Here is a 21286-nt window from a genome sequence, read left to right as displayed (position 1 = left end):
TTCGGTGCGCGCCCTTTCCGCAGGTCCCGCCAATCGGCTCCCTCTTTACCCCACGATAACGACCATGACCCGATCGAACCGTCGTGACTTCCTGCGCGTCGCCGCCGGCACTGCCGGCGCCGCCGCGCTGAACCTGTTTCCGCCCGTGATCCGCGATGCGCTCGCCATTCCCGCGAACCGCCGTACCGGCACGATCCGCGACATCGAACACATCGTGATCCTGATGCAGGAGAACCGCTCGTTCGACCACTACTTCGGCACGATGCGCGGTGTCCGCGGCTTCGGTGATCCACGCCCGCTGCGCCTCGCGAACGGCAAGTCGGTGTTTCACCAGCCGGTCGGCCCGGCCGAACTGCTGCCGTTCCACCCGGGCGCCGACAAGCTCGGCCTGCAGTTCCTGCAGGACCTGCCGCACGGCTGGCAGGACATGCACGCCGCCTGGAACAAGGGCCGCTACGACCAGTGGGTGCCGAACAAGGGCACCACGACGATGGCGTACCTGAAGCGCGACGACATCCCGTTCCACTACCAGCTCGCCGACGCGTTCACGATCTGCGACGCGTACCACTGCGCGATCCCGAGCTCGACCGACCCGAACCGCTACTACATGTGGACGGGCTACGTCGGCAACGACGGCACGGGCGGCGGCCCGGTGCTCGGCAACGAGGAAAAGGGCTACGGCTGGACGACCTATCCGGAAGTGCTCGAACAGGCCGGCGTGTCGTGGAAGATCTACCAGGACGTCGGCACCGGGCTCGACGCAAACGGCTCCTGGGGCTGGACGCAAAACCCGTACATCGGCAACTACGGCGACAACGCGCTGCTCTACTTCAACCAGTACCGCACCGCGCTGCCGGGCACGCCGCTGTACGACAAGGCGCGCACCGGCACCAACATCAGCGCCGGCGGCACGCTGTTCGACGTGCTGCAGCAGGACGTGAAGAACGGCACGCTGCCGCAGGTGTCGTGGATCTGCGCGCCGGAAGCGTATTCCGAGCACCCGAACTGGCCGGCCAACTACGGCGCGTGGTACATCGAGCAGGTACTGAAGGCGCTCGTGTCGAATCCGGACGTGTGGAGCAAGACCGCGCTCTTCATCACGTACGACGAAAACGACGGCTTCTTCGACCACGTGCCGCCGCCGTTCGCGCCGCAGTCGCGCGACAACGGGCTGTCGACGGTCGCGACGACCAACGAGGTATTCGCCGGCGACGCATCGCACATGGCCGGCCCGTACGGGCTCGGGCCGCGCGTGCCGATGCTCGTCGTGTCGCCGTGGACCAAGGGCGGCTGGGTCTGCTCGCAGACCTTCGATCACACGTCGCTGCTGCAATTCATCGAGGCGCGGTTCGGCGCGCAATATCCGGTCACGGCCGCCAACGTGTCGCCGTGGCGCCGCGCAGTGTGCGGCGACCTGACGTCGGCGTTCGACTTCGCGACCGCGGACGCCGCATGGCCGACGCTGCCCGACACGAGCGGCTACGCGCCGCCCGACCGCGCGCGCCATCCCGACTACATCCCGGTGCCGCCGGTGCTGCAGAAGCTGCCGAAACAGGAAGCCGGGCTGCGTCCGGCGCGCGCGCTGCCGTACGAGCTGTTCGTGCACGGCCGCGTCGAAGCCGCGAACGGCCAGTTCCGGCTGACTTTCGCGAACACGGGCCGGGCAGGCGCCGCGTTCCAGGTCCAGTCGCGCAACCGCGTCGACGGCCCGTGGGCGTACACGGTCGAAGCCGGCAAACGCATCGCCGATACGTGGAGCGCCGCCGCGTCGCTCGGCCTGTACGACCTCGACGTATACGGCCCGAACGGCTTCTACTGCCATTTCCGCGGCCCGTTCGCGACCGGCGTCGGCAGCGCGAGCGTGAACCCCGAAGTGATCTACGGCTACGACGTCGCGAACGGCAACATCACGCTGCGCCTGATGAACCGCGGCCACAAGGCCGTGCGGCTCAAGGTCACGAACGCGTACGGCCACGGTCACGCGCGCACGTTCGACCTCGCGCCGGGCGCGCACGTCGACGATTACTGGGATCTGCGCGGCAGCCACGGCTGGTATGACCTCACCGTCAGCGACGGCCGCCTGCTCGGCTTCCTGCGCCGCTTCGCGGGCCACGTCGAAACGGGCCGCCCGAGCACCAGCGACCCGCTGATCCGCACGACCGCGTCGCACGACGACGCCGAAGTCGCGTCGGACGCCCTGTCCGACTGACGTCGACCCACGCGCGGCGCGGCCCCGGCGGGCTGCGCCGCGTCTTTGCCCCGCACCGCTCCCCTCTCCGCGCCCGTTCCGTTCGCGACGGGAAACTCCCGATACCGGCCGCCCGCGCTCGCGCGGAAGCTATGCGCAAATCCGCATCGAATGCGCGACAAATTTCCAAGACCCGCGCATATCGGCGACCTATATATCGAAGCAATCGGGGCTCTTCGCGGAGCCTGACGGGAGACGTTTCCGAGGATCACGTTGCCGACCTCCCCGCCCGATTCCGAGAAGCGGTCGAACCGCCCGCCCGTCGCACGCGCCCGGCCCGCCCGGACGCGCGCGGTACCCACTCGCCGGTGTCGAACAAGAGGAACAACATGAAATTCCGTCATTCCCTGCTGTCGGTGTCCATTGCCTCCGCGCTTGCCCTCCTCTCGCAACAGGCCGCTCACGCCGCCGACGCAACCGACGTGAAGGTCGGCTTCGCCGCGCCGCTCACGGGCGTGAACGCCGGCTACGGCAAGGATCTGCAAAACGGCGTGCAGCTCGCGCTCGACGATGCGGTCGCGCAGAAGGTACAGATCGCCGGCAAGCCTGCCCACTTCAATCTCGTCGTGCAGGACGATCAGGCCGACCCGCGCATCGGCGTGCAGGCCGCGCAGGCGCTGGTCGACCAGAACGTGTCGGTCGTGGTCGGCCACTTCAACTCGGGGACGACGATTCCGGCGTCGGTGGTCTACGACAAGGCCGGCATTCCGGTGATCGACCCGGCCGCGACCAATCCGACGCTCACGTCGCGCGGGCTCGCGAACATGTTCATGGTGATCGCGACCGACGGCCAGAACGCGGGCAACGCGGGCAAGTACGCGGTCGACGTGACGAAGGCGAAGCGCATCGCGATCATCGACGACCGCACCGCGTTCGGCCAGGGCGAGGCCGACGAATTCGAGAAGGCCGTGAAGGCCGCCGGCGGCAATCTCATCGGGCGCGAGTTCACCAACAACCAGGCGGTCGATTTCCGCGCGCAGATCACGAGCCTGAAGGGCAAGAACCCGGACCTGATCTTCTTCGGCGGCCTCGATTCGCTGGCCGCGAACTTCATCAAGCAGATGCGTCAGCTCGGGCTGAACGCGCAGTTCGTCGGCGGCGGGGGCGTGAAGGACAACGAGTTCATCAAGATCGCGGGCCCGGCCGCCGAAGGCGCGATGGCGTGGGAATACGGCCGGCCGCTCGACGAACTGCCACAGGGCAAGGATTTCGAGGCGCGCTTCAAGAAGCGCTTCGGCGTCGACGTGCTGTCGTACGCGCAGTTCGGCTATGACGCGGCGTGGGCAGCCATCAAGGCGATGCAGGCGGCCGGTTCGACCGACCCGAAGGCCTATCGCCCTGCGCTCAGGAAAGTCGACTTCGAAGGCGTGACCGGCCGCATCTCGTTCGCGAACGACGGCTCGCTGAAAAGCGGGATGTCGACGCTGTACCAGGTGAAGAACGGCGCGTGGAAGACGATCGTGACGAAGGGAGGCTGATCGGCAAGGCAGGCGGCCGGCGACGGGCACGCCGCCTGGCCGCGGAGATCGACGCGGTCACGTCGATCTCATATGACGACTGATGTTAACGCGATTTCACCCGGCCCGCATCCATGCGGGCTCCGCGACCCGGCGGTCAGCCGGCCTCGGCCTCGGCCGCCTCGTGCGCGCGGCGCAGCCGCTCGCGGCTGTTCGTGAGGTGCGTGCGCATCGCGGCGCGGGCCGCTTCCGGGTCGTGGCGCGCGATCGCCTCGTAGATGTCCTCGTGCTCGTGATTCAGCCGGCCGACGTAGCGCTCCAGGTCGTCGCCGGCAAAGCGCGCCGAATTCACGCGCGTGCGCGGGATGATCGACGTGCCGAGCTGCGTCATGATGTCGACGAAATAGCGGTTGCCGGTGGATTGCGCGATCTGCAGGTGGAACTGAAAGTCGAGCTGCGCGGTGTCGCGGCCGCCGCCCGCGCCCGTCGCGATGGCGTCGAGCGCGCGCCGCAGCGCGGCGAGGTCGGCATCATTGGCGCGCTGCGCGGCGAGGCTCGCGCACTCGCTTTCGAGACTGATGCGCAGCTCCAGCACCGCGAGCACGTCGCGCAGTGTCGTGATCGTCGCGGGATCGATGCCGAGCGTCTGGCGGCGCGACGGCTCGAGCACGAAGCTGCCGATGCCGTGGCGCGTCTCGACGAGGCCGCTCGCCTGCATCCGCGAGATCGCCTCGCGCACGACCGTCCGGCTCACGCCCTGCGCCGCCATGACTTCGGTTTCGGTCGGCAGCTTGTCGCCGGGACGCAGCGTGCCGTTTTCGATCTGCGCGGTCAGCGCGTCGACGACATCTTGTGCGAGGCTGCGTGCGCGACGGCGCGGCGCTGCGGGAAGCGTAGGCACGGACATGTGGCCGGTTCCTTTTTGAATGATCGTCATGTGAGCCGAGGGTTTACGCGGGGTTTGAGCGAAAGCCGATGATTCATTATACTGCGTCACAAGTCATCCGACGACTGATGATCAGCGCACGGTCTCCTGTCGACTCAGGTCGGCTGTTCAGTCCCGCCTGGTCCCGTGCGTGACGATCGGCCCGCGATCGCGTGCTGCGTTCCGCGGGCCCGGTTGTCGCTTCCACCCCGTGTTCGGGTTGCGTCGACATGCGGGGCTGGCGCGCCGCGCACGTCGGTTGTCGAATGATCGCACCTCAAGCCGCGCGCGGCAAAGCTTTTGCCGCCCGGCATCGCCTACTTTTTCGCCATCGCCGCCCATGAACGCCGTCACTGCCTCGCCTTCCCACGACACGCCGCGCATCGTCGACCTGCAAGCGATTCCGGTCGCCGGCCACGACAGCATGCTGCTCAACCTGAGCGGCGCGCACGGCCCGTTCTTCACCCGCAACCTCGTGATCCTGAAGGACAGCGCGGGCCGCACGGGCGTCGGCGAAGTGCCGGGGGGCGAAAGCATCCGCCGCACGCTCGACGACGCGCGCGCGCTCGTCGTCGGCCAGCCGGTCGGCAACTATCACGCGGTGCTCAACGACGTGCGGCGCACCTTCGCCGACCGCGACGCGAGCGGCCGCGGGCTGCAGACCTTCGACCTGCGCACGACGATCCACGCGGTCACCGCGCTCGAAGCCGCGCTGCTCGACCTGCTCGGCCAGCATCTCGGCGTGCCGGTCGCCGCGCTGCTCGGCGAAGGCCAGCAGCGCGAGCGCGTCGAGATGCTCGGCTACCTGTTCTACGTCGGCGATCGCACGAAGACGGCGCTCCCCTATCGCGACGGCCGCGGCGCGACCGACGACTGGACCCGCGTGCGCGACGAAGCGGCGCTGACGCCGGAAGCCGTCGTGCGGCTCGCCGAAGCCGCGCATGCGCGCTACGGCTTCAACGACTTCAAGCTGAAGGGCGGCGTGTTCGACGGGGCGAGCGAGATCGAAGCCGTGACGGCGCTCGCCGAGCGCTTCCCCGACGCGCGCGTGACGCTCGATCCGAACGGCGCATGGTCGCTCGACGAGGCCGTGCGGCTGTGCCGCGATCAGCATCACGTGCTCGCCTATGCGGAAGATCCGTGCGGCGCGGAGAACGGTTACTCGGGCCGCGAGGTGATGGCCGAATTCCGCCGCGCGACGGGGCTGCCGACGGCCACCAACATGATCGCGACCGATTGGCGGCAGATGGGCCACGCGGTGCAGTTGCACGCCGTCGACATCCCGCTCGCCGATCCGCATTTCTGGACGATGCAGGGTTCGGTGCGGGTCGCGCAGATGTGCCGCGACTGGGGCCTCACGTGGGGCTCGCATTCGAACAACCACTTCGACGTGTCGCTCGCGATGTTCACGCACGTCGCGGCCGCGGCGCCGGGCCAGGTCACGGCGATCGACACGCACTGGATCTGGCAGGACGGCGAACGGCTGACGCGCGAGCCGCTGAAGATCGAGAACGGGCTGGTGGAAGTGCCGAAGCGGCCGGGGCTCGGCATCGACATCGACATGGATGCGGTCGCGCTCGCGCACGAGCGGTACAAGCAGCACGGCCTCGGCGCCCGCGACGACGCGGCGGCGATGCAGTATCTGATCCCGGGCTGGACGTTCAACAACAAGCGCCCGTGTCTCGTGCGCTGATGGCGGAGCGAACCGGGCGGCGGGCCCGCCCGGTCGGAACGGAATGATGCGGTTCGCCCGTGGAGCGGCGATCGCCTGCCGGGGAGACCGGCGGAGCAAGAGCGGGATTCGCGAGCGCGCGGCCGGCTGGTCGGCCGTCGACCAATCCTGGCCTGCCGCCTTGAGCGGCGGCACCTACCCAGCCAGCCTTAGCCGGGCGCACCTACCCGGCCAGCCCTAGCCGGGCGCACCTACCCGGCCAGCCCAATCCCCCGCGCCATCCCCGACGCGGCGAACACGATGACGATCACCAGCACCGCCTGCCAGTGGCCGATCCGCACATAGGTGCGCGCACGGCCGGTATCGGGCATCTGCTGCCGCCGCGCGGCGGCACGCCAGCGGATCAGCCCCAGCATCGGCACGACCTCGAGCAGCAGGATCAGCACGAGCGCGGTCATCTTCAGGTGAAAGAGCGGTTCGTGCAGGTAGTACGCGGTGCCTTTCTCGAAACCGCCGAACGCGCGTGCCGCGCCCGTCGCGATCAGCACGAGCGCCGACGCGCCCCAGACCGCATCGGCCTTGAACACGCCGGGCAAATCGACCGCCTGCGCCGACGCGACGAGCCGGCGCAACGCGCGATTACGCGCCGCGATCGCGGCAAACGCGACGCCGAACGCACTCAGGTGAATGGCAGCCAGCAACCAACGGACGATCATCGCGCCTCCTTGTCGCCCGCGCCCGGTGCGCGAGCCCTGTCAGACGATTTGCTTGAGCGCCGCGTCGAGCGCGAGCACCGCGACGCGGTCGCCTTCGGTCGCGAGCGGCGTGCGCATCACGATCTGCCGGTTGTGGCCGACAGCCGCCGGCGAATCCCACAGCAGTTCCACCTTCGGCCGATTGAACAGGCTGCCGCGACGCGGCGGCACGACCGCCGGCTGCGCAGCCTGCTCGCCCGCGGCAGGCGCGGCGGATGCGACCCGGCCGGGCCAGCGCACCGACAGCTCGCGCGCGTCGTACTGGCCGACCTTGCGGCTTTCCATCCAGACGATCGCGGTGCGCGTCAGCACGTCGAGCGAGATCGCATACCGGCCGACCGCGAAGCGGCGCGCGGCCACGTTGGTCCGCCACAGCGGCCGCGGCCGGCAGATCCAGACGATCGCCGCGTACAGCGCCGGCGCGGCGACGAGCCAGCCGTTGGTCGCCGTCACCGCATGCAGCGCGCGGCGCCAGCCGGCCGCCCACGTGAACGCGCCGATCGACCACACGGCGAACAGGAAACCGATCAGCGCGAACACGCGCAGCGCCTGGCGCAGCCACTGCGGCAGCGGATGGAACGGCCGCTCGGCCCGTGCGGCGGCGCCCGGCAGCGCGAGCAGCAGGAAGATCAGGATGAGGTAGATGAATGCCCACGGCGACGACACCATCGCTGACAGCGACGAGCGATAGCCCATCTGGGACATCGAGAACAGCCAGCGCGCGAGCAGCACGAGACCGATCGCACGCAACGCGAAGATCACGCCGGCGCCGGGGGCCGGCGCTGCGCGCGTGGTTTTCGTTCTCGCCAAGACTGCTCTCCTCTGGATAGTCGTACCGGGCCGGATTTCACGGCACGGCCATTATAGGGACATTACCGTCTGGACAGACGGCAGGATGGCGTGCCGGGCCGCTGCGAGGGCGGTTCGCAGCGCCGGGCGCGGCGAGAATACAACAGATCCGCGCCGCAGATGTGACAACGCCCCGCCGGAAAACCCGGACGGGGCGTCGTGGCGGCCGCGCGCCGCCACGCGGCGGCGGCCCGCAATCAGCTTGCGTTGACTTCGCGGAGCACCGTGCGGCGCTTCTGGCGCAGCAGTTCCTCGTAGCCCTTCACGTAGTTCTGCGCCATCACCTTCGACGAGAAACGGGCTTCGAATGCGGCGCGAACCTTCTCGCGCGGCAGCGTATCGAGACGCTTGAGGGCAGCGACGGCCGACAGTTCGTCTTCGACGACGAAGCCCGACACGCCGTTGTCGATCACTTCCGGCACCGAGCCGCGCTTGAACGCGATCACCGGCGTACCACAGGCCATCGCCTCGATCATCACCAGGCCGAAAGGCTCCGGCCAGTCGATCGGGAACAGCAGCGCATGTGCGTTGCCGAGGAATTCGGTCTTCTCCGCCTCGCTGATTTCGCCGATGTACTCGACGTGCGGCAGCGCGAACAGCGGCTTGATCTTCTCTTCGTAGTACGCGCGGTCGGCCTTGTCGAGCTTCGCGGCGATCTTGATCGGCAGGCCGGCCTGCTCGGCGATGCGGATCGCGGTGTCGACGCGCTTCTCCGGCGAGATGCGGCCGAGGAACGCGAGGTAGCTCGGCTTCACGTTCGGGATCGGCGTCAGCAGGTTTTCCGGCAGGCCGTGGTAGACGGTCGACAGCCAGTTCGCCTGCGGCAGCGGGATGCGCTGGTTGTCGGAGATCGACACGACCGGCACGTCGCTGAACGCGTTGAAGATCGGCTGCAGTTCCGGCAGGTCGAGACGGCCGTGCATCGTCGTCAGATGCGGCACCGGCTGGCGCGAGAACAGCGAGAACGGGTAGTAGTCGATGTGGCAGTGCAGGACGTCGAACTCTTCCGCGCGGCGGCGCACCTGCTCGAGGAGCAGCATGTGCGGGGCCATCACGTCGCGGATCGTCGGGTCGAGGCGCAGCGCCTGCGGCCAGCACGCTTCGAGCTTCGCGGAGGTCTGCGAATCGCCGCTCGCGAAGAGCGTGACGTCATGCCCCATCTCGACGAGTGCTTCGGTGAGATAGGACACCACTCGCTCGGTACCGCCGTACAGTTTCGGGGGTACCGCTTCATGCAACGGAGCGATTTGGGCGATTCGCATGCGTAACTCCTAAAAAATCGGCAAAAAACCAGGTATGGGTCGGCAACCTGCCGGTGGTCCGGGCTGGAAACATGTCGTCCGAACCTCGGACGAATCAGCCTGCCGGGGGCGTCGAACCCGCGCTGCTCGAGGAGCGTCGGCGACGCGACAGGCATAGAACGTTTGAAACGAAGACCCGTTGACAGGGGTTCGTAAAAAAACCTGGAATCGAACCCGGAGCCGATTATCTAGGGTTATTCCCGATACGGCGCACGACATTTCAAACACTTTACTTTGTTACAAAGGCGCAACACTTTGCAACCCGCGGACTCGGGCGTCCGTTCTAGAGTGGAAGGCCGTTTTGGCGATCCTTGTTAACCCGCAGTTGCCGGCAGCGTGATTCCGGCACACGGCGCAGGACGGGATGCCGGATTTTATCTCAAAATCGAGCGCGAGCCCCTGGCCAAGGCAAGATTCGCGCAGCGCGACGCGCGGCGTTGTTTACAATGCCGGATTATTCAGTCCGGGCGAACGCCGGCCTGCGACCCAGCCGCCCCGCTCAATCACCGAATCACCGCACCCATATTTTGGAATCTCTCACCCCCGCCCAGCGCAACGCCCACAACGCGAAGCTGTCGAGCTACGCGCATCGGCCGATCGCGTTCCTGTTCCGCTACATCCGCCTCCACCCCGTCGCGCACCTGATCGTGCTCTGCAGCGTGCTGGCCGCCGTCGGCTGCGCGCTTGGCTCGCAATATGCGATCAAGCACCTGATCGACGTGCTCGCGACCGGACGCCATCACCCGGGCCCGCTGTGGAGCGCGTTCGCGCTGCTCGTCGGGCTGATCGCGGCCGACAACCTGCTGTGGCGCGTCGGCGGCTGGGTCGCCGCGCACACGTTCGTCGCGGTCACCGGCGACCTGCGGCGCGACCTGTTCCAGTACCTGATCGGCCATTCGCCGACGTATTACTCGGAGAAGCAGCCCGGCACGCTCGCCAGCCGCATCACGGCCACGTCGAACGCGGTCTACACGTCGGAGAACACGATGGCGTGGAACGTACTGCCGCCGTGCATCGCGGTGATGGGCGCGATCCTGATGATCATCGTCGTCAATCCGCTGATGGCGGCCGGCCTGCTCGGCTGTTCGGCCGTGCTGTCCATCATCCTGTTCAAGCTCGCCGGCCGCGGCTCCGCGCGCCATCACGCGTTCGCGGCGAAGGCCGCGGCGGTCGACGGCGAGCTCGTCGACGTGATCGGCAACATGGGCCTCGTGCGCGCGTTCGGGATGACGCTGCGTGAACAGAAACGCTTCAGCGCGACGGTGAAGGCCGAGATGGATGCGCGCCAGCAGAGCCTGCTCTATCTCGAAAAGCTGCGCCTGCTGCATGCGGTGATCACCGCGATGCTGTCCGCCGGCCTGCTCGGCTGGGCCCTGTGGCTGTGGGACCAGGGCCGCGCGACGTCGGGCGACATCGTGCTCGTCAGCTCGCTCGGCTTCACGATCCTGCACGGCACGCGCGATCTCGCCGTCGCGCTCGTCGACGTCACGCAGCACGTCGCACGCCTGTCCGAAGCGGTGAAGACGCTGCTCGAGCCGCACGGCATGCCGGACCGCTCGGACGCGCAGCCGCTGTCGGCCACGGGCGGCCGCGTCGACTTCGAGCGCGTGACGTTCGCGTACCCGCACCGCCGCGCGATCCTCGACCACTTCGACCTGCATATCGAGCCGGGCCAGCGCGTCGGCCTGATCGGCAAGTCGGGGGCGGGCAAATCGACCGTGCTCGCGCTGCTGCAGCGCTTCTACGATACGCAGGACGGCGTCGTGAAGGTCGACGGCCAGGACGTGAAGGCCATCACGCAGGACAGCCTGCGCCACGCGATCGCGCTGGTGCCGCAGGACATCTCGCTGCTGCACCGGACCATCTACGACAACATCGCATACGGCCGCCCCGACGCGACCCGCGACGAAGTGCTCGCGGCCGCGCGCGACGCGCGCTGCGCGGAGTTCATCGAGGCGATGCCGGAAGGCTATGACACGATCGTCGGCGACCGCGGCGTCAAGCTGTCGGGCGGCCAGCGCCAGCGCATCGCGATCGCGCGCGCGATCCTGAAGAATGCGCCGATCCTGTTGCTCGACGAAGCGACGTCGGCGCTCGACAGCGCCTCCGAGGAAGCGATCCAGAGCGCGCTCGACCGGCTGATGGTCGGCCGCACGGTGATCGCGATCGCGCACCGCCTGTCGACGCTGCGCAACTTCGACCGCATCATCGTGATGAGCAACGGCAAGGTGATCGACGACGGCCCGCCCGAGGTGCTGCGCAACCGCCCCGGCCTGTACCGCGACCTGCTCGCGAAGCAGCACGGCCGCCATCATGCGGCCCCGGACGGCAACACGCCGACCGGCGAACGCGTCGCCTGACGCGCCGGCATCCGGCCGACAAAAAAGCCGCCGTGCTTGCTGCGCACGGCGGCTTTTTCAATTGCAGCGGCAGCAATCGATCAGACCTGCTGCAGATCTCGCAGAAAATTGTCCCGCCACACCGACACGTTGTTCTCGCGCAGCTGCGCGATCATGTCCGCGTAACGCGCGCGCCGTTCGGCGAGCGGCATCGTCAGCGCCTGCGACAGCGCATCGGCCATCCCGTCGATATCGATCGGATTGACGATCAGCGCGCCCGTGAGCTCACGCGCGGCGCCCGCGAAGCGCGACAGCACGAGCACGCCCGGATCGTCCGGATTCTGCGCGGACACGTACTCCTTCGCGACGAGGTTCATCCCGTCGCGCAGCGGCGTCACGAACCCCACGCGCGCGAGCCGGTACAGCGCGGCCAGCACCTGCCGGTCGTACTGGCGGTGAATGTAGAGGATCGGCGCCCAGTCGAGCTCCGCGTAGCGCCCGTTGATGCGCCCCGACTCCGCTTCGAGCTGCAGCCGGATGTCCTGGTACGCACGCAGGTCCGCGCGCGTCGACGGCGCGATCTGCAGGAACGACACGCGGTTGCGGATCGACGCCTGATGCTCGAGCAGCTTCTCGAATGCCCGGAAGCGCTCGACGAGCCCCTTCGAATAATCGAGCCGGTCGACGCTCATGATCAGTTGCCGCCCGCGCAGCGACGTCGCGAGCGTGCGCACCGCCTTGCCGTGTTCGCCCGCCTGCGCGAGCGACGCGATCTCGTCCGGGTACACGCCGATCGGATAGGCGGCCGCGCGCAGCGTCTGGCCGAACGCCCGTACGCGCGCCGTGTGCCCGTCGTGCTCGACTTCGCCGCCCGCCTCGAACTCGACGTAGTCGCAGAACGCGCGCAGATCGGGCTCGGTCTGGAAGCCGAGCAGATCGAATGCGCACAGCGACTCGACGAGCTCGCGGTGCGGCGGCACGTTGACGAGCACCTGCGCGGCCGGAAACGGAATGTGCAGGAAGAAGCCGATGCGGTTCTTCACGCCCGCGTCGCGCAGCGCGCGCGCGAACGGAATCAGGTGATAGTCGTGCACCCAGATCACGTCGTCGTCCTGCAGCAGCGGCACGAGCTGCTGCGCGAGCCACACGTTGACGCGGCGGTAGCCGTCGAATTCGTGGCGGTCGTACTGGATCAGGTCCGCGCGGTAGTGGAACGCGGGCCACAGCGTCGCGTTCGAGAAACCGCGGTAGTACTGGTCGTAATCGCGGCGCGACAGCCCGACGGTCGCGAACGTCACGGGCCCGCGCTCCTCGATGCGGATCTGCGGCTGCGGCGCGCCGGACGCGACCACTTCGCCGCTCCAGCCGAACCACATGCCGCCGGTTTCCTTCAGCGCGTCGTAGACGCCGATCGCGAGGCCGCCCGCCGCCGGTTCGCCTTCCGAAATCGGCGCGACGCGGTTTGAAACGATGATGAGCCGGCTCATGCGTGCGGTTGCCCCGCGCCGAGCCAGCGTGCGATCTGCTCATGCAGTGCGTCGACCGAATCGAGCCGCATCCGCGCGGACGTCTCGCCCGCGCCGACCTTGATCGACAGGCCGCCGCGCGCGTTGACCACCGTGAAGCCCTTCTCGTCGGTCAGATCGTCGCCCGCGAACAGCGGTACGCGGCCCGCAAAGGGCGGCTCGTCGAGGAACGCGGCCAGCGCGCGCCCCTTGTCGACGCCCTTCGGCTTGATCTCGAACACCATCTTGCCGGGTTGCAGCACGTACGCATCCGGATAGTCGGCGACGAGGCGCTCGGCCGCTTCGCGCGCCACCGCCTCGCGCTCGGGCGCATTGCGGAAGTGCAGCGCGACGGCCGCCCCCTTGATCTCGAGCAGCATGCCCGGATGGCGGTCGACCACGCCCGCGAGCTCGCGCTCGATGCGCAGCAGGCGCTCGTCGTTGAAGCCGATGCGCTGCGTGTCGCCGTTCGCGTCGCGGCGCTCCGCGCCGTGCAGGCCGGCGATCGGCAGGCGGGGCATCTTCAGGAACGTGTCGAGGTTGTCGATCCCGCGCCCGGAGACGATCGCGACCGCGCCGTGCGAGCGGCGCGACAACTCGTCGAGCAGCGTCAGCAGCGACGGCGGAACGTGAATGCTGTCGGGGGTCGGCGCCAGCTCGACGAGCGTGCCGTCGAAGTCGAAGAAGAACGCTGTATCGGTCAGGGACAGGGAAGCCGGAACGGATTGCATCGATTCGATAGTCTGAGCGGCGGCCGGCACATGCCGGCCGCCGCTGCGCGAATGGAGTTGTGCGCATCTTACCGCGCCTGCGCCCCCAGATGGGCGAAACGGCGGCAGCGCGGACCTCGCGCCGCCCGCTGCGTCAACTGCGACATATTGCCCCGCTCGCCCGCCCCGTACCGGTTTCAAAAGGACGCAGGCGCGTGAATTGCGCTACAGTCGCAACCGCCTGCCGCGCGACGCATGGCATCGCGCCGGCCGGCTATCCATTGAGTCCGATCGAGCCTAGGGACTGTTTCCATATGGAACGCACATGCGAATGTCCGAGATTGCTCGCAGGGCAACGAGTAAGGAGTGCCGTTTGGCCGAGCCAAGCAAGCGACGCGCGACGCCACCATACGGGCAATCTCGGACATTCCCGTAGAATATTTTTTAATTTGGGGTGCGCGTTCCATATGGAAACAGTCCCTGAGATGCCGTCTGCCTGTCCCGCGCCGCGCCGGCGCCTCTCCCGCTTCATCCGCACGGCCGCGGCCCTCGCCGCCGCCGTGGCGCTCGCCGCGTGCACGCACGACGAGCCGCGCTGGAACCTGACCAACGTCACGGGCCACCTGCCCGACCTGTCGTTCAAGCTGACGGGGGGCGACGGCCGTCCCGTCGACGCCGACGCGTTCCGCGGCCGCGTCGCGCTCGTCTACTTCGGCTACACGCACTGCCCCGACGTCTGCCCCGAAACGCTGGCGCGGCTGATGGAAGTGCTGGCGAAGCTCGGCCCGCAGGCGGACAACGTGCGCATCCTGTTCGTCTCGGTCGACCCCGCGCGCGATACGCCGCAGGCGATGCAGTCCTATGTCGCCGCGTTCGACGCCGCGCATGCGCGCGGCCTGACCGGCACCGACGGCCAGATCGAATCGCTCGCGAAGCGCTATCGCGTCGCGTACCAGATGGAAAAACGCGATCCGTCCGGCGGCTACGAAGTGACGCACAGCTCGGCCGTCTACATCTTCGACGCGACCGGCCGTGCACGCCTGCTCGCGACCGATCGCGATTCGCCCGACGCCATCGCCGCCGATGTGCGCCGGATCATCGACACTGCCTCCACGACCTGAATTCCGCCATGAACACGAAAACGACCCTCAAGACGTTCGCCCTCGTCGCCGCGCTGTGCGCCGGCGCGCACGCGTATGCCGCCGGCGCGATCAGCGCGCAGAATGCGTGGGTGCGCTGGCTGCCGAACAAGCTGCCCGCGGGCGGCTACGTGACGCTCGTGAACACCGGCGACAAGCCGGTCGACCTCGTCGATGTCGACAGCCCCGACTACGGGATGGCGATGCTGCACCAGACGGTATCGAACGGCTCGACGCAGAAGATGGAAATGGTCGACAAGCTGACGATCCCCGCACGCGGCAAGGTCGACATCGCGCCGGGCGGCTATCACTTCATGCTCGAGGAACCGAAGCACGCGATCAAGCCGGGCGACACCGTGCACCTGCGCCTGAAATTCTCCGACGGCGAAACGGTCGATACGCCGTTCGCCGTGAAATCGCCGGCGAAGACGAAGTGATGCGCGCGCGATGAACGTCCTGTACTGGCTCGATCCGTGGGAACCGTCGCCGACCGTGGTCATCGCGGTGCTGACGGCCGCCGTGCTGTTCGTACGCGGCGCGAGGAAGGCGAAGGTGTCGCCGCTGCGGCAGTTCTCGTTCTGGTTCGGGCTGACGGCGCTCTACATCGCGCTGCACACGCGGCTCGACTACTTCTTCGAGCACGAATTCTTCCTGCACCGCGCGCAGCACCTCGTGCTGCATCACCTCGGACCGTTCTTCATCGCGCTGTCCTACCCGGGCGCGGCGATCCGTGCGGGCATTCCGTTCCGCTGGCGGCAGCGCTTCGTGCGTCCCGCGCTTGCATGGGCGCCGGTACGCGCGACGCTCGACGTGGTGTTCCATCCGGTCGTCGCGGTCGTGCTGTTCGTCGGGCTGATCTATTTCTGGCTGCTGTCGCCGATTCACTTCATCGCGATGCTCGACTGGCGCCTCTATCGCGTGATGAACTGGAGCATGGTGATCGACGGGCTGCTGTTCTGGTGGCTCGTCGTCGATCCGCGTCCCGCGCCGCCTGCGCGGCTGTCGCCGGGCCGCCGGATCCTGATCGTCGTCGCGGCGATCCCGCCGCAGATCGCGCTCGGCGCGCTGATCTTCTTCACGCCGCACGAGCTGTACCCGATCTACTCGATCTGCGGCCGCGCGTTCACGTGGCTGAGCCCGCTGCGCGATCAGCAGATCGGCGGCCTGCTGCTGTGGATTCCCGGCTCGATGATGAGCGTGATCGGTGCGCTGATCGCACTGCGGCACTGGCTGCGGCTGTCCGCGCGCGGGCGCCTGATCGGCGAACGGGCCGCGCGGCGCGCGGACAAACCGACGATCGCGCGCGCCGCGCACTGACTGTCGCGGCGCGTCACGCGCGTCATGCTCGCGCGCTGCTCATCCACACGTGCGGGATGCCGTCCTCGTCGTGCACGTCCGAACTCGGCGTGAAGCCGAATGCCCCGTAGAAGCGCTGCAAGTGGGCCTGTGCATGCAGGCTCACCGGCGTATCCGGCCATTGCGCGCGGATATGCTCGAGCGCGCGCGACAGCAACCCGTTGCCGAGGCCCGCGCCGCGAAACGCGGCGGTCGTCAGCACGCGGCCGATGCGCACGTCGGTGTGCCGTGCGTCCGGCAGCAGCACGCGCAGATAGCCGGCCAGGCGGCCGGCCGGATCGAATGCCGCCAGATGCCACGCGGCCTGGTCCGCATCGTCGATGTCGCGATACACGCAGTTCTGTTCGACGACGAATACGGCGCTGCGCGCCTCGAGGATCGAGTAGATTTCGCGCGCCGTCAGCGCGTCGAAGGGTTTCCAGCGCCAGTCGAGATCGGCGGCGCTCGGGGATGCGGCGGGTGAGGGGGCGTTCATGTGCGGTCCTGATTCGGCGCGCCGGCCGGCGCGCGGTAACCGTCGATTATGCCTCGAAGCGCACATCGCGCGCGACCGCCTGCCCGCGCGCGAAAAAAAGCCCCGCATCGCGCGGGGCCTGGTCGTCATGCTGTCATGCCGTCATGCAGGCATCTGGCCGAAGCGGCCACTGTTGAAGTCCTCTATCGCGGTGCGGATCTCCGCTTGCGAGTTCATCACGAACGGGCCGTAGCCGACGACCGGCTCGTCGATCGGCTCGCCGCTCAGGATCAGCAGCTTCGCGTCGCCGTTCGCTTCGATCTCGACGTCGCTGCCGTCGCGGCCGAGTTGCACGAACTGCGCTTCGCGCGCCACCGTCTCGCCGTTCACCAGCACGGTGCCGCTCAGCACGACCACCGCGAGCGTCCGTCCTTCGGCGACCGGGAACCGCGCATGGCCGCCCGCCACGAGCCGCACGTCCCACACGTCGATCGGCGTGTGCGTGCGCGCCGGGCCGCGCCGCCCGTCGAACTCACCGGCAATGATCCGCGCGCGCCCCGCGCCGTCCGGCAGCTCGACCACCGGGATATCGGCGTTCAGCAGCGTCTGGTAGCCGGGCGCGCCCATCTTGTCCGCGGCGGGCAGGTTCACCCACAGCTGCACCATCTCGAGCGGGCCGCCCCGCTTCGTGAACGCCTCCGAGTGGAATTCCTCGTGCAGGATCCCGCTCGCGGCCGTCATCCACTGCACGTCGCCCGGGCCGATCGTGCCGCCCGCGCCGGTCGAATCGCGGTGCGCGACTTCGCCGTCGTAGACGATCGTCACCGTCTCGAACCCGCGGTGCGGATGCTGGCCGACACCGCGCGGCGCGCTCGCCGGTTCGAACGTCGCCGGGCCGGCGTAATCGAGCAGCAGGAACGGGCTCAGGTGCGTGCCGTGAGACTGGTAGCTGAACATCGAACGCACCGGGAAACCGTCGCCGACCCAATGGCCGCGCGGCGCACTGTACACACCCTGGATCTTCTTCATTGCCCTTCTCCATATTGCGGCGAAACCCGTGTTTCGCATCCATGAGTGACAATATAGAGATGGAACGATCAATCCGGTAGACTGCCGAAATCGCACTCAGCGTTCCATTTCATGAACGATAAAGCGAGAGATCTGAACGATCTCTACTACTTCGTGCAGGTCGTCGAACACGGCGGCTTCGCGCCGGCCGGGCGCGCGCTGGACATGCCGAAATCGAAGCTGAGCCGCCGCATCGCGCTGCTCGAGGCGCGGCTCGGGATGCGGCTGATCCAGCGTTCGACGCGCCGCTTCACGGTCACGGACGTCGGCCAGACCTATTACGCGCATTGCCGCGCGATGCTCGTCGAGGCCGACGCCGCCGACGAGGCGATCGCGCTGCTGCACGAGGAGCCGCGCGGCATCGTGCGGGTCAGTTGCCCGATCGTGCTGCTCGATTCGCTGGTCGGCACGATGATCGCCGCGTTCATGGCCGCGTGTCCGCGCGTCGAGATCCACCTGGAAGCCACCAACCGGCGCGTCGACGTGGTCGGCGAAGGAATCGACGTCGCGATCCGCGTGCGGCCGCCGCCGCTCGAGGACAGCGATCTCGCGCTGCGCGTGCTCGCCGAGCGCGGCCAGTGCCTCGTCGCGAGCCCCGCGCTGCTGCACGAGCATGGGGTACCGGCCGTTCCCGCCGATCTGACGCGCCTGCCGAGCCTCGACCACGGCGTGCCGCAGTCCACGCACGTGTGGCGGCTGCGCGGGCCCGACGGCGCGCATGCGGAAATCCATCACCAGCCGCGCTTCGTGACCGGCGGGATGCTCGCGCTGCGCGCGGCCGCCGCCGCAGGCGTCGGCGTCGTGCAGTTGCCGACGATGATGGTGCGCGACGAGGTGTCGCGCGGTGAACTGGTCACGGTGCTGCCCGACTGGGCGCCGCGCCGCGAAATCGTGCACGCGGTGTTCGCGTCGCGCCGCGGGCTGCTGCCCGCGGTGCGGGCACTGCTCGACTTTCTGGCCGAGCGGTTCGCCGAACTCGAACCCGACTGAGCGCGCCGCATCGCCCACGGCCATGCGCTGCAGACCGCGCGCGCGTGCCGTAGACTGCGGTACGCGCAGTGCGCATTTTCACAACCCCTATCGCTTTCCCGCCATGTTCACGCTGTCCAACGACCCTACCGCCTCCAAGGCCGATCAATACGCGACGCTCGTCGAGCAGGCACGCGCGCTCGTCGAATCCGAACGCGATCTGACCGCGAACGCCGCGAATTTCTCCGCGCTCGTCTATCACTCGCTCGATCGGCTGAACTGGGCCGGCTTCTACTTCTTCGACGGCGCCGAGCTCGTGGTCGGCCCATTCCAGGGCAAGCCCGCGTGCGTGCGGATCGCGCTCGGCAAGGGCGTGTGCGGCACGGCCGCGCAAACGCGCGAGACGCAGGTCGTGCGCGACGTGCACGACTTCCCCGGCCATATCGCTTGCGATGCGGCGTCCGAATCGGAAATCGTCGTGCCGCTGGTGGCCGGCGACGGCACGCTGATCGGCGTATGGGACGTCGACAGCCCGGTCGCCGCGCGCTTCGACGACGAAGACCGCAAAGGGATGGAAGCGCTGTGCCGCGTGTTCGTCGAACACGCGTGGCAGAAGGTGCGCGGTTAAGCGTCGCGCGCCGGCCGCCGCGAACGACACGGGCCCCGCGAAGGAGCCCGTTTCATTGCAATGCCGCGCCGCCGTTTGCGGCGCACGGCATCCGTCAGGCCGCGTGCGTGCCGGAAAGCGCCGCGCACGCCTGCGGCTTCGCGTCCTCGGTCAACACCTCGAAGCCCGTTTCCGTCACCACGACCATGTGCTCCCATTGCGCGGACAGCGAATGGTCCGTCGTGACGACCGTCCAGCCATCGGCCAGCACGCGCGTGTCGCGCTTGCCCGCGTTCAGCATCGGCTCGATCGTGAAGATCATCCCCGGCCGCAACGGCAGGCCGGTACCCGGGCGACCGTAATGCAGCACCTGCGGCTCGTCGTGATAGACATCGCCGATGCCGTGCCCGCAATACTCGCGCACCACGCTGAACCCTTCGCGATGGGCAACCTGCTGGATCGCATAGCCGACGTCGCCAAGCGTCGCGCCGGGACGCACCGCGCGGATGCCGGCATGCATCGCCTCGTAGGTCGCCGCGACGAGCCGCCGCGCGAGTTCGTTCGGTTCGCCGACGAAATACATGCGGCTCGTATCGCCGAACCAGCCGTCCTTGATCACCGCGATGTCGAGGTTCACGATATCGCCGTCACGCATCGGCCGCGACGTCGGAATGCCGTGACAGACCACGTGGTTCACCGACGTGCACAGCGTCTTCGGATAGCCGTGGTAGCCGATGTTCGCGGGAATCGCGCCCAACTCGTCGACGATGTATTCGCGGCAGCGCGCATCCAGTTCGTCGGTGGTGACGCCCGGCTTCACGTACTCGGTGATCATCGTCAGCACCTGCGACGCGAGCTTCGCGGCTTCGCGCGACTTGGCGATTTCCGCGGCACCGCGGATCGGAATTTCGCGTTTCGCCATTACGCCACCTGCTCGAGGCTTTGCGCGACCGTCTCGGCCGGCCCCACGTCGGCGCCCCGCGCCTCGGCCTCGATCAACATCTTGCAGATGTCGCCGTAGGAGAGTGCCGGATTGAGTTCCGCCAGCATCCCGACGCGCAGCCAATGTTCGGCCTGCGCATTGATCGAACGGCTCAGCGCCGTGCTCGTCGAGCGCAGCCGCTCGTGCATGTGCTCGGAAATCTTGATGATGCCCATATATCCCCAATTAAACGAAACGTAGCTGTTTCGTATATTACGCCGTGCACGACGACCGGGCAAGCCGTTCGCGCCCGTCGCCACTCCCCCGTGGTCGGAAATGCCGTTGACATCAAATTCCAGTTTGCTGGAAAATCAATCCATCATGAAAGAATCATCGATCACCCCCGCCGACGATACCGGCATCAACGAGCGCATTGCCCGGCGCGTGCGCGATCTGCGCACCGTCCGAGGCTACACGCTCGACGCGCTGGCCGCGCGTTCCGGCGTCAGCCGTTCGATGATCTCGCTCATCGAACGCGCGTCGGCCAGCCCGACGGCCGTCGTGCTCGACAAGCTCGCGGCCGGCCTCGGCGTGTCGCTGGCCGGGCTGTTCGGTGGCGACCGGGACGACGCGCCCGCCCAGCCGCTCGCACGGCGCGCGCAGCAGGCCGAATGGCGCGATCCGGCGTCCGGCTATGTGCGACGCAATCTGTCGCCGGCCGGCTGGCCGTCGCCGATCCAGCTCGTCGAGGTCGATTTCCCGCCCGGCGCGCGCGTCGCGTACGACAGCGGCGGGCGCGAAAGCGCGCTGCATCAGCAGGTGTGGATCATCAGCGGCCGCGTCGACGTCACGTTCGGCGATACGCTTCACGAGCTTCGCGAAGGCGACTGCCTGGCCATGCGGCTCGACCAGCCGCTGATCTTCAGCAATCCGTCGCCGCATGCCGCGCGCTATGTCGTCGCGATTTGCGATGCATCCGCCGCCGGCATGCGCAGCGCGTAATGCACGCG

20 protein-coding genes are annotated in these 21286 nt (G+C 68.2%); 10 read left to right on the top strand and 10 right to left on the bottom strand.

Annotated features, from left to right (window positions below):
* Positions 1–64 precede the first annotated feature (64 nt).
* Together CFB49_RS05685 and CFB49_RS05680 are read left to right on the top strand one after the other, a co-directional pair.
* Positions 65–2209: a phosphocholine-specific phospholipase C gene (locus CFB49_RS05685; protein ID WP_089490860.1), complete on the top strand. Its 2145-nt coding sequence runs from the start codon at positions 65–67 to the stop codon at positions 2207–2209.
* Between the two features lie 368 nt (positions 2210–2577).
* Positions 2578–3726 carry a branched-chain amino acid ABC transporter substrate-binding protein gene (locus CFB49_RS05680; protein WP_069620524.1) on the top strand — a complete coding sequence of 383 codons (1149 nt, stop codon included), beginning with the start codon at positions 2578–2580 and terminating at the stop codon, positions 3724–3726.
* Between the two features lie 136 nt (positions 3727–3862).
* On the opposite strand, the gene CFB49_RS05675 is transcribed toward CFB49_RS05680, so the two are convergent.
* Positions 3863–4612 carry a FadR/GntR family transcriptional regulator gene (locus CFB49_RS05675; RefSeq protein WP_011544971.1) on the bottom strand — a complete coding sequence of 250 codons (750 nt, stop codon included), beginning with the start codon at positions 4610–4612 and terminating at the stop codon, positions 3863–3865.
* Between the two features lie 358 nt (positions 4613–4970).
* Here CFB49_RS05675 and gudD point away from each other — a divergent pair, with 358 nt between their 5' ends.
* A complete protein-coding gene (gudD, locus tag CFB49_RS05670; protein WP_089434751.1) occupies positions 4971–6323 on the top strand; it encodes a glucarate dehydratase in 1353 nt (450 codons plus the stop codon).
* A gap of 230 nt (positions 6324–6553) precedes the next feature.
* Here gudD and CFB49_RS05665 read toward each other — a convergent pair whose 3' ends face one another.
* The 3 genes from CFB49_RS05665 to CFB49_RS05655 all read right to left on the bottom strand — a co-directional run bounded on the left by CFB49_RS05665 (position 6554) and on the right by CFB49_RS05655 (position 9168).
* The gene (locus CFB49_RS05665; RefSeq protein WP_089434750.1) at positions 6554–7018 is read right to left on the bottom strand and encodes a DUF2214 family protein; all 465 of its coding nucleotides are present in this window, start codon (positions 7016–7018) and stop codon (positions 6554–6556) included.
* A 39-nt stretch (positions 7019–7057) separates the two neighbouring features.
* Positions 7058–7867 carry a hypothetical protein gene (locus CFB49_RS05660; RefSeq protein WP_089490859.1) on the bottom strand — a complete coding sequence of 270 codons (810 nt, stop codon included), beginning with the start codon at positions 7865–7867 and terminating at the stop codon, positions 7058–7060.
* Positions 7868–8103: 236 nt separating this feature from the next.
* Complete coding sequence (locus tag CFB49_RS05655) at positions 8104–9168, bottom strand: glycosyltransferase family 4 protein (RefSeq protein ID WP_034186533.1); 1065 nt, start codon at positions 9166–9168, stop codon at positions 8104–8106.
* Between the two features lie 566 nt (positions 9169–9734).
* Between CFB49_RS05655 and CFB49_RS05650 the strand changes: the two genes are divergently transcribed.
* Positions 9735–11567 (top strand): ABC transporter ATP-binding protein, encoded by a 1833-nt coding sequence (locus CFB49_RS05650; RefSeq protein WP_069620528.1) that lies wholly within the window; start codon positions 9735–9737, stop codon positions 11565–11567.
* A gap of 80 nt (positions 11568–11647) precedes the next feature.
* Here the strand turns inward: CFB49_RS05650 and otsA are convergent, their stop codons facing one another.
* Both otsA and otsB read right to left on the bottom strand, forming a co-directional pair.
* Positions 11648–13033 (bottom strand): alpha,alpha-trehalose-phosphate synthase (UDP-forming), encoded by a 1386-nt coding sequence (gene otsA / locus CFB49_RS05645; protein WP_069620529.1) that lies wholly within the window; start codon positions 13031–13033, stop codon positions 11648–11650.
* Positions 13030–13782, bottom strand: coding sequence for a trehalose-phosphatase (otsB, locus tag CFB49_RS05640; protein ID WP_089490858.1), 753 nt, complete (start codon positions 13780–13782; stop codon positions 13030–13032). The genes otsA and otsB overlap by 4 nt, the downstream gene beginning before the upstream one ends.
* 464 nt (positions 13783–14246) lie before the next feature.
* On the opposite strand from otsB, the gene CFB49_RS05635 reads away from it, so the two are divergent.
* Genes CFB49_RS05635 through CFB49_RS05625 form a run of 3 tightly spaced genes read left to right on the top strand, consistent with a single transcriptional unit; the run spans position 14247 to position 16217 of the window.
* The gene (locus CFB49_RS05635) at positions 14247–14882 is read left to right on the top strand and encodes an SCO family protein (protein ID WP_069620530.1); all 636 of its coding nucleotides are present in this window, start codon (positions 14247–14249) and stop codon (positions 14880–14882) included.
* A gap of 8 nt (positions 14883–14890) precedes the next feature.
* On the top strand, positions 14891–15337 hold the full coding sequence (locus tag CFB49_RS05630; protein WP_089490857.1) for a copper chaperone PCu(A)C: 447 nt from the start codon (positions 14891–14893) through the stop codon (positions 15335–15337).
* A 10-nt stretch (positions 15338–15347) separates the two neighbouring features.
* Positions 15348–16217, top strand: a complete 870-nt coding sequence (locus CFB49_RS05625; protein WP_089490856.1) for a cytochrome c oxidase assembly protein — start codon at positions 15348–15350, stop codon at positions 16215–16217.
* A 22-nt stretch (positions 16218–16239) separates the two neighbouring features.
* On the opposite strand, the gene CFB49_RS05620 is transcribed toward CFB49_RS05625, so the two are convergent.
* Together CFB49_RS05620 and CFB49_RS05615 are read right to left on the bottom strand one after the other, a co-directional pair.
* Positions 16240–16731, bottom strand: coding sequence for a GNAT family N-acetyltransferase (locus CFB49_RS05620; protein ID WP_089490855.1), 492 nt, complete (start codon positions 16729–16731; stop codon positions 16240–16242).
* Between the two features lie 141 nt (positions 16732–16872).
* Positions 16873–17739 carry a pirin family protein gene (locus CFB49_RS05615; RefSeq protein ID WP_069620534.1) on the bottom strand — a complete coding sequence of 289 codons (867 nt, stop codon included), beginning with the start codon at positions 17737–17739 and terminating at the stop codon, positions 16873–16875.
* 111 nt (positions 17740–17850) lie between these two features.
* Here CFB49_RS05615 and CFB49_RS05610 point away from each other — a divergent pair, with 111 nt between their 5' ends.
* A complete protein-coding gene (locus CFB49_RS05610) occupies positions 17851–18768 on the top strand; it encodes a LysR family transcriptional regulator (protein ID WP_089490854.1) in 918 nt (305 codons plus the stop codon).
* Between the two features lie 103 nt (positions 18769–18871).
* Positions 18872–19375: a GAF domain-containing protein gene (locus CFB49_RS05605; RefSeq protein ID WP_069620536.1), complete on the top strand. Its 504-nt coding sequence runs from the start codon at positions 18872–18874 to the stop codon at positions 19373–19375.
* A gap of 94 nt (positions 19376–19469) precedes the next feature.
* Here the strand turns inward: CFB49_RS05605 and map are convergent, their stop codons facing one another.
* Both map and CFB49_RS05595 read right to left on the bottom strand, forming a co-directional pair.
* On the bottom strand, positions 19470–20276 hold the full coding sequence (map, locus tag CFB49_RS05600; RefSeq protein ID WP_089490853.1) for a type I methionyl aminopeptidase: 807 nt from the start codon (positions 20274–20276) through the stop codon (positions 19470–19472).
* Positions 20276–20512, bottom strand: a complete 237-nt coding sequence (locus tag CFB49_RS05595; RefSeq protein WP_069620538.1) for a ParD-like family protein — start codon at positions 20510–20512, stop codon at positions 20276–20278. The genes map and CFB49_RS05595 overlap by 1 nt, the downstream gene beginning before the upstream one ends.
* 145 nt (positions 20513–20657) lie before the next feature.
* On the opposite strand from CFB49_RS05595, the gene CFB49_RS05590 reads away from it, so the two are divergent.
* Complete coding sequence (locus tag CFB49_RS05590) at positions 20658–21278, top strand: helix-turn-helix domain-containing protein (protein WP_089490852.1); 621 nt, start codon at positions 20658–20660, stop codon at positions 21276–21278.
* Positions 21279–21286 lie beyond the last annotated feature (8 nt).

The organism is Burkholderia sp. AU17457 (assembly GCF_002223255.1).
Lineage (GTDB): Bacteria > Pseudomonadota > Gammaproteobacteria > Burkholderiales > Burkholderiaceae > Burkholderia > Burkholderia sola.
Note: the sequence above shows the minus strand (reverse complement) of the source record. Positions and strands in the feature narration are given on the sequence as shown.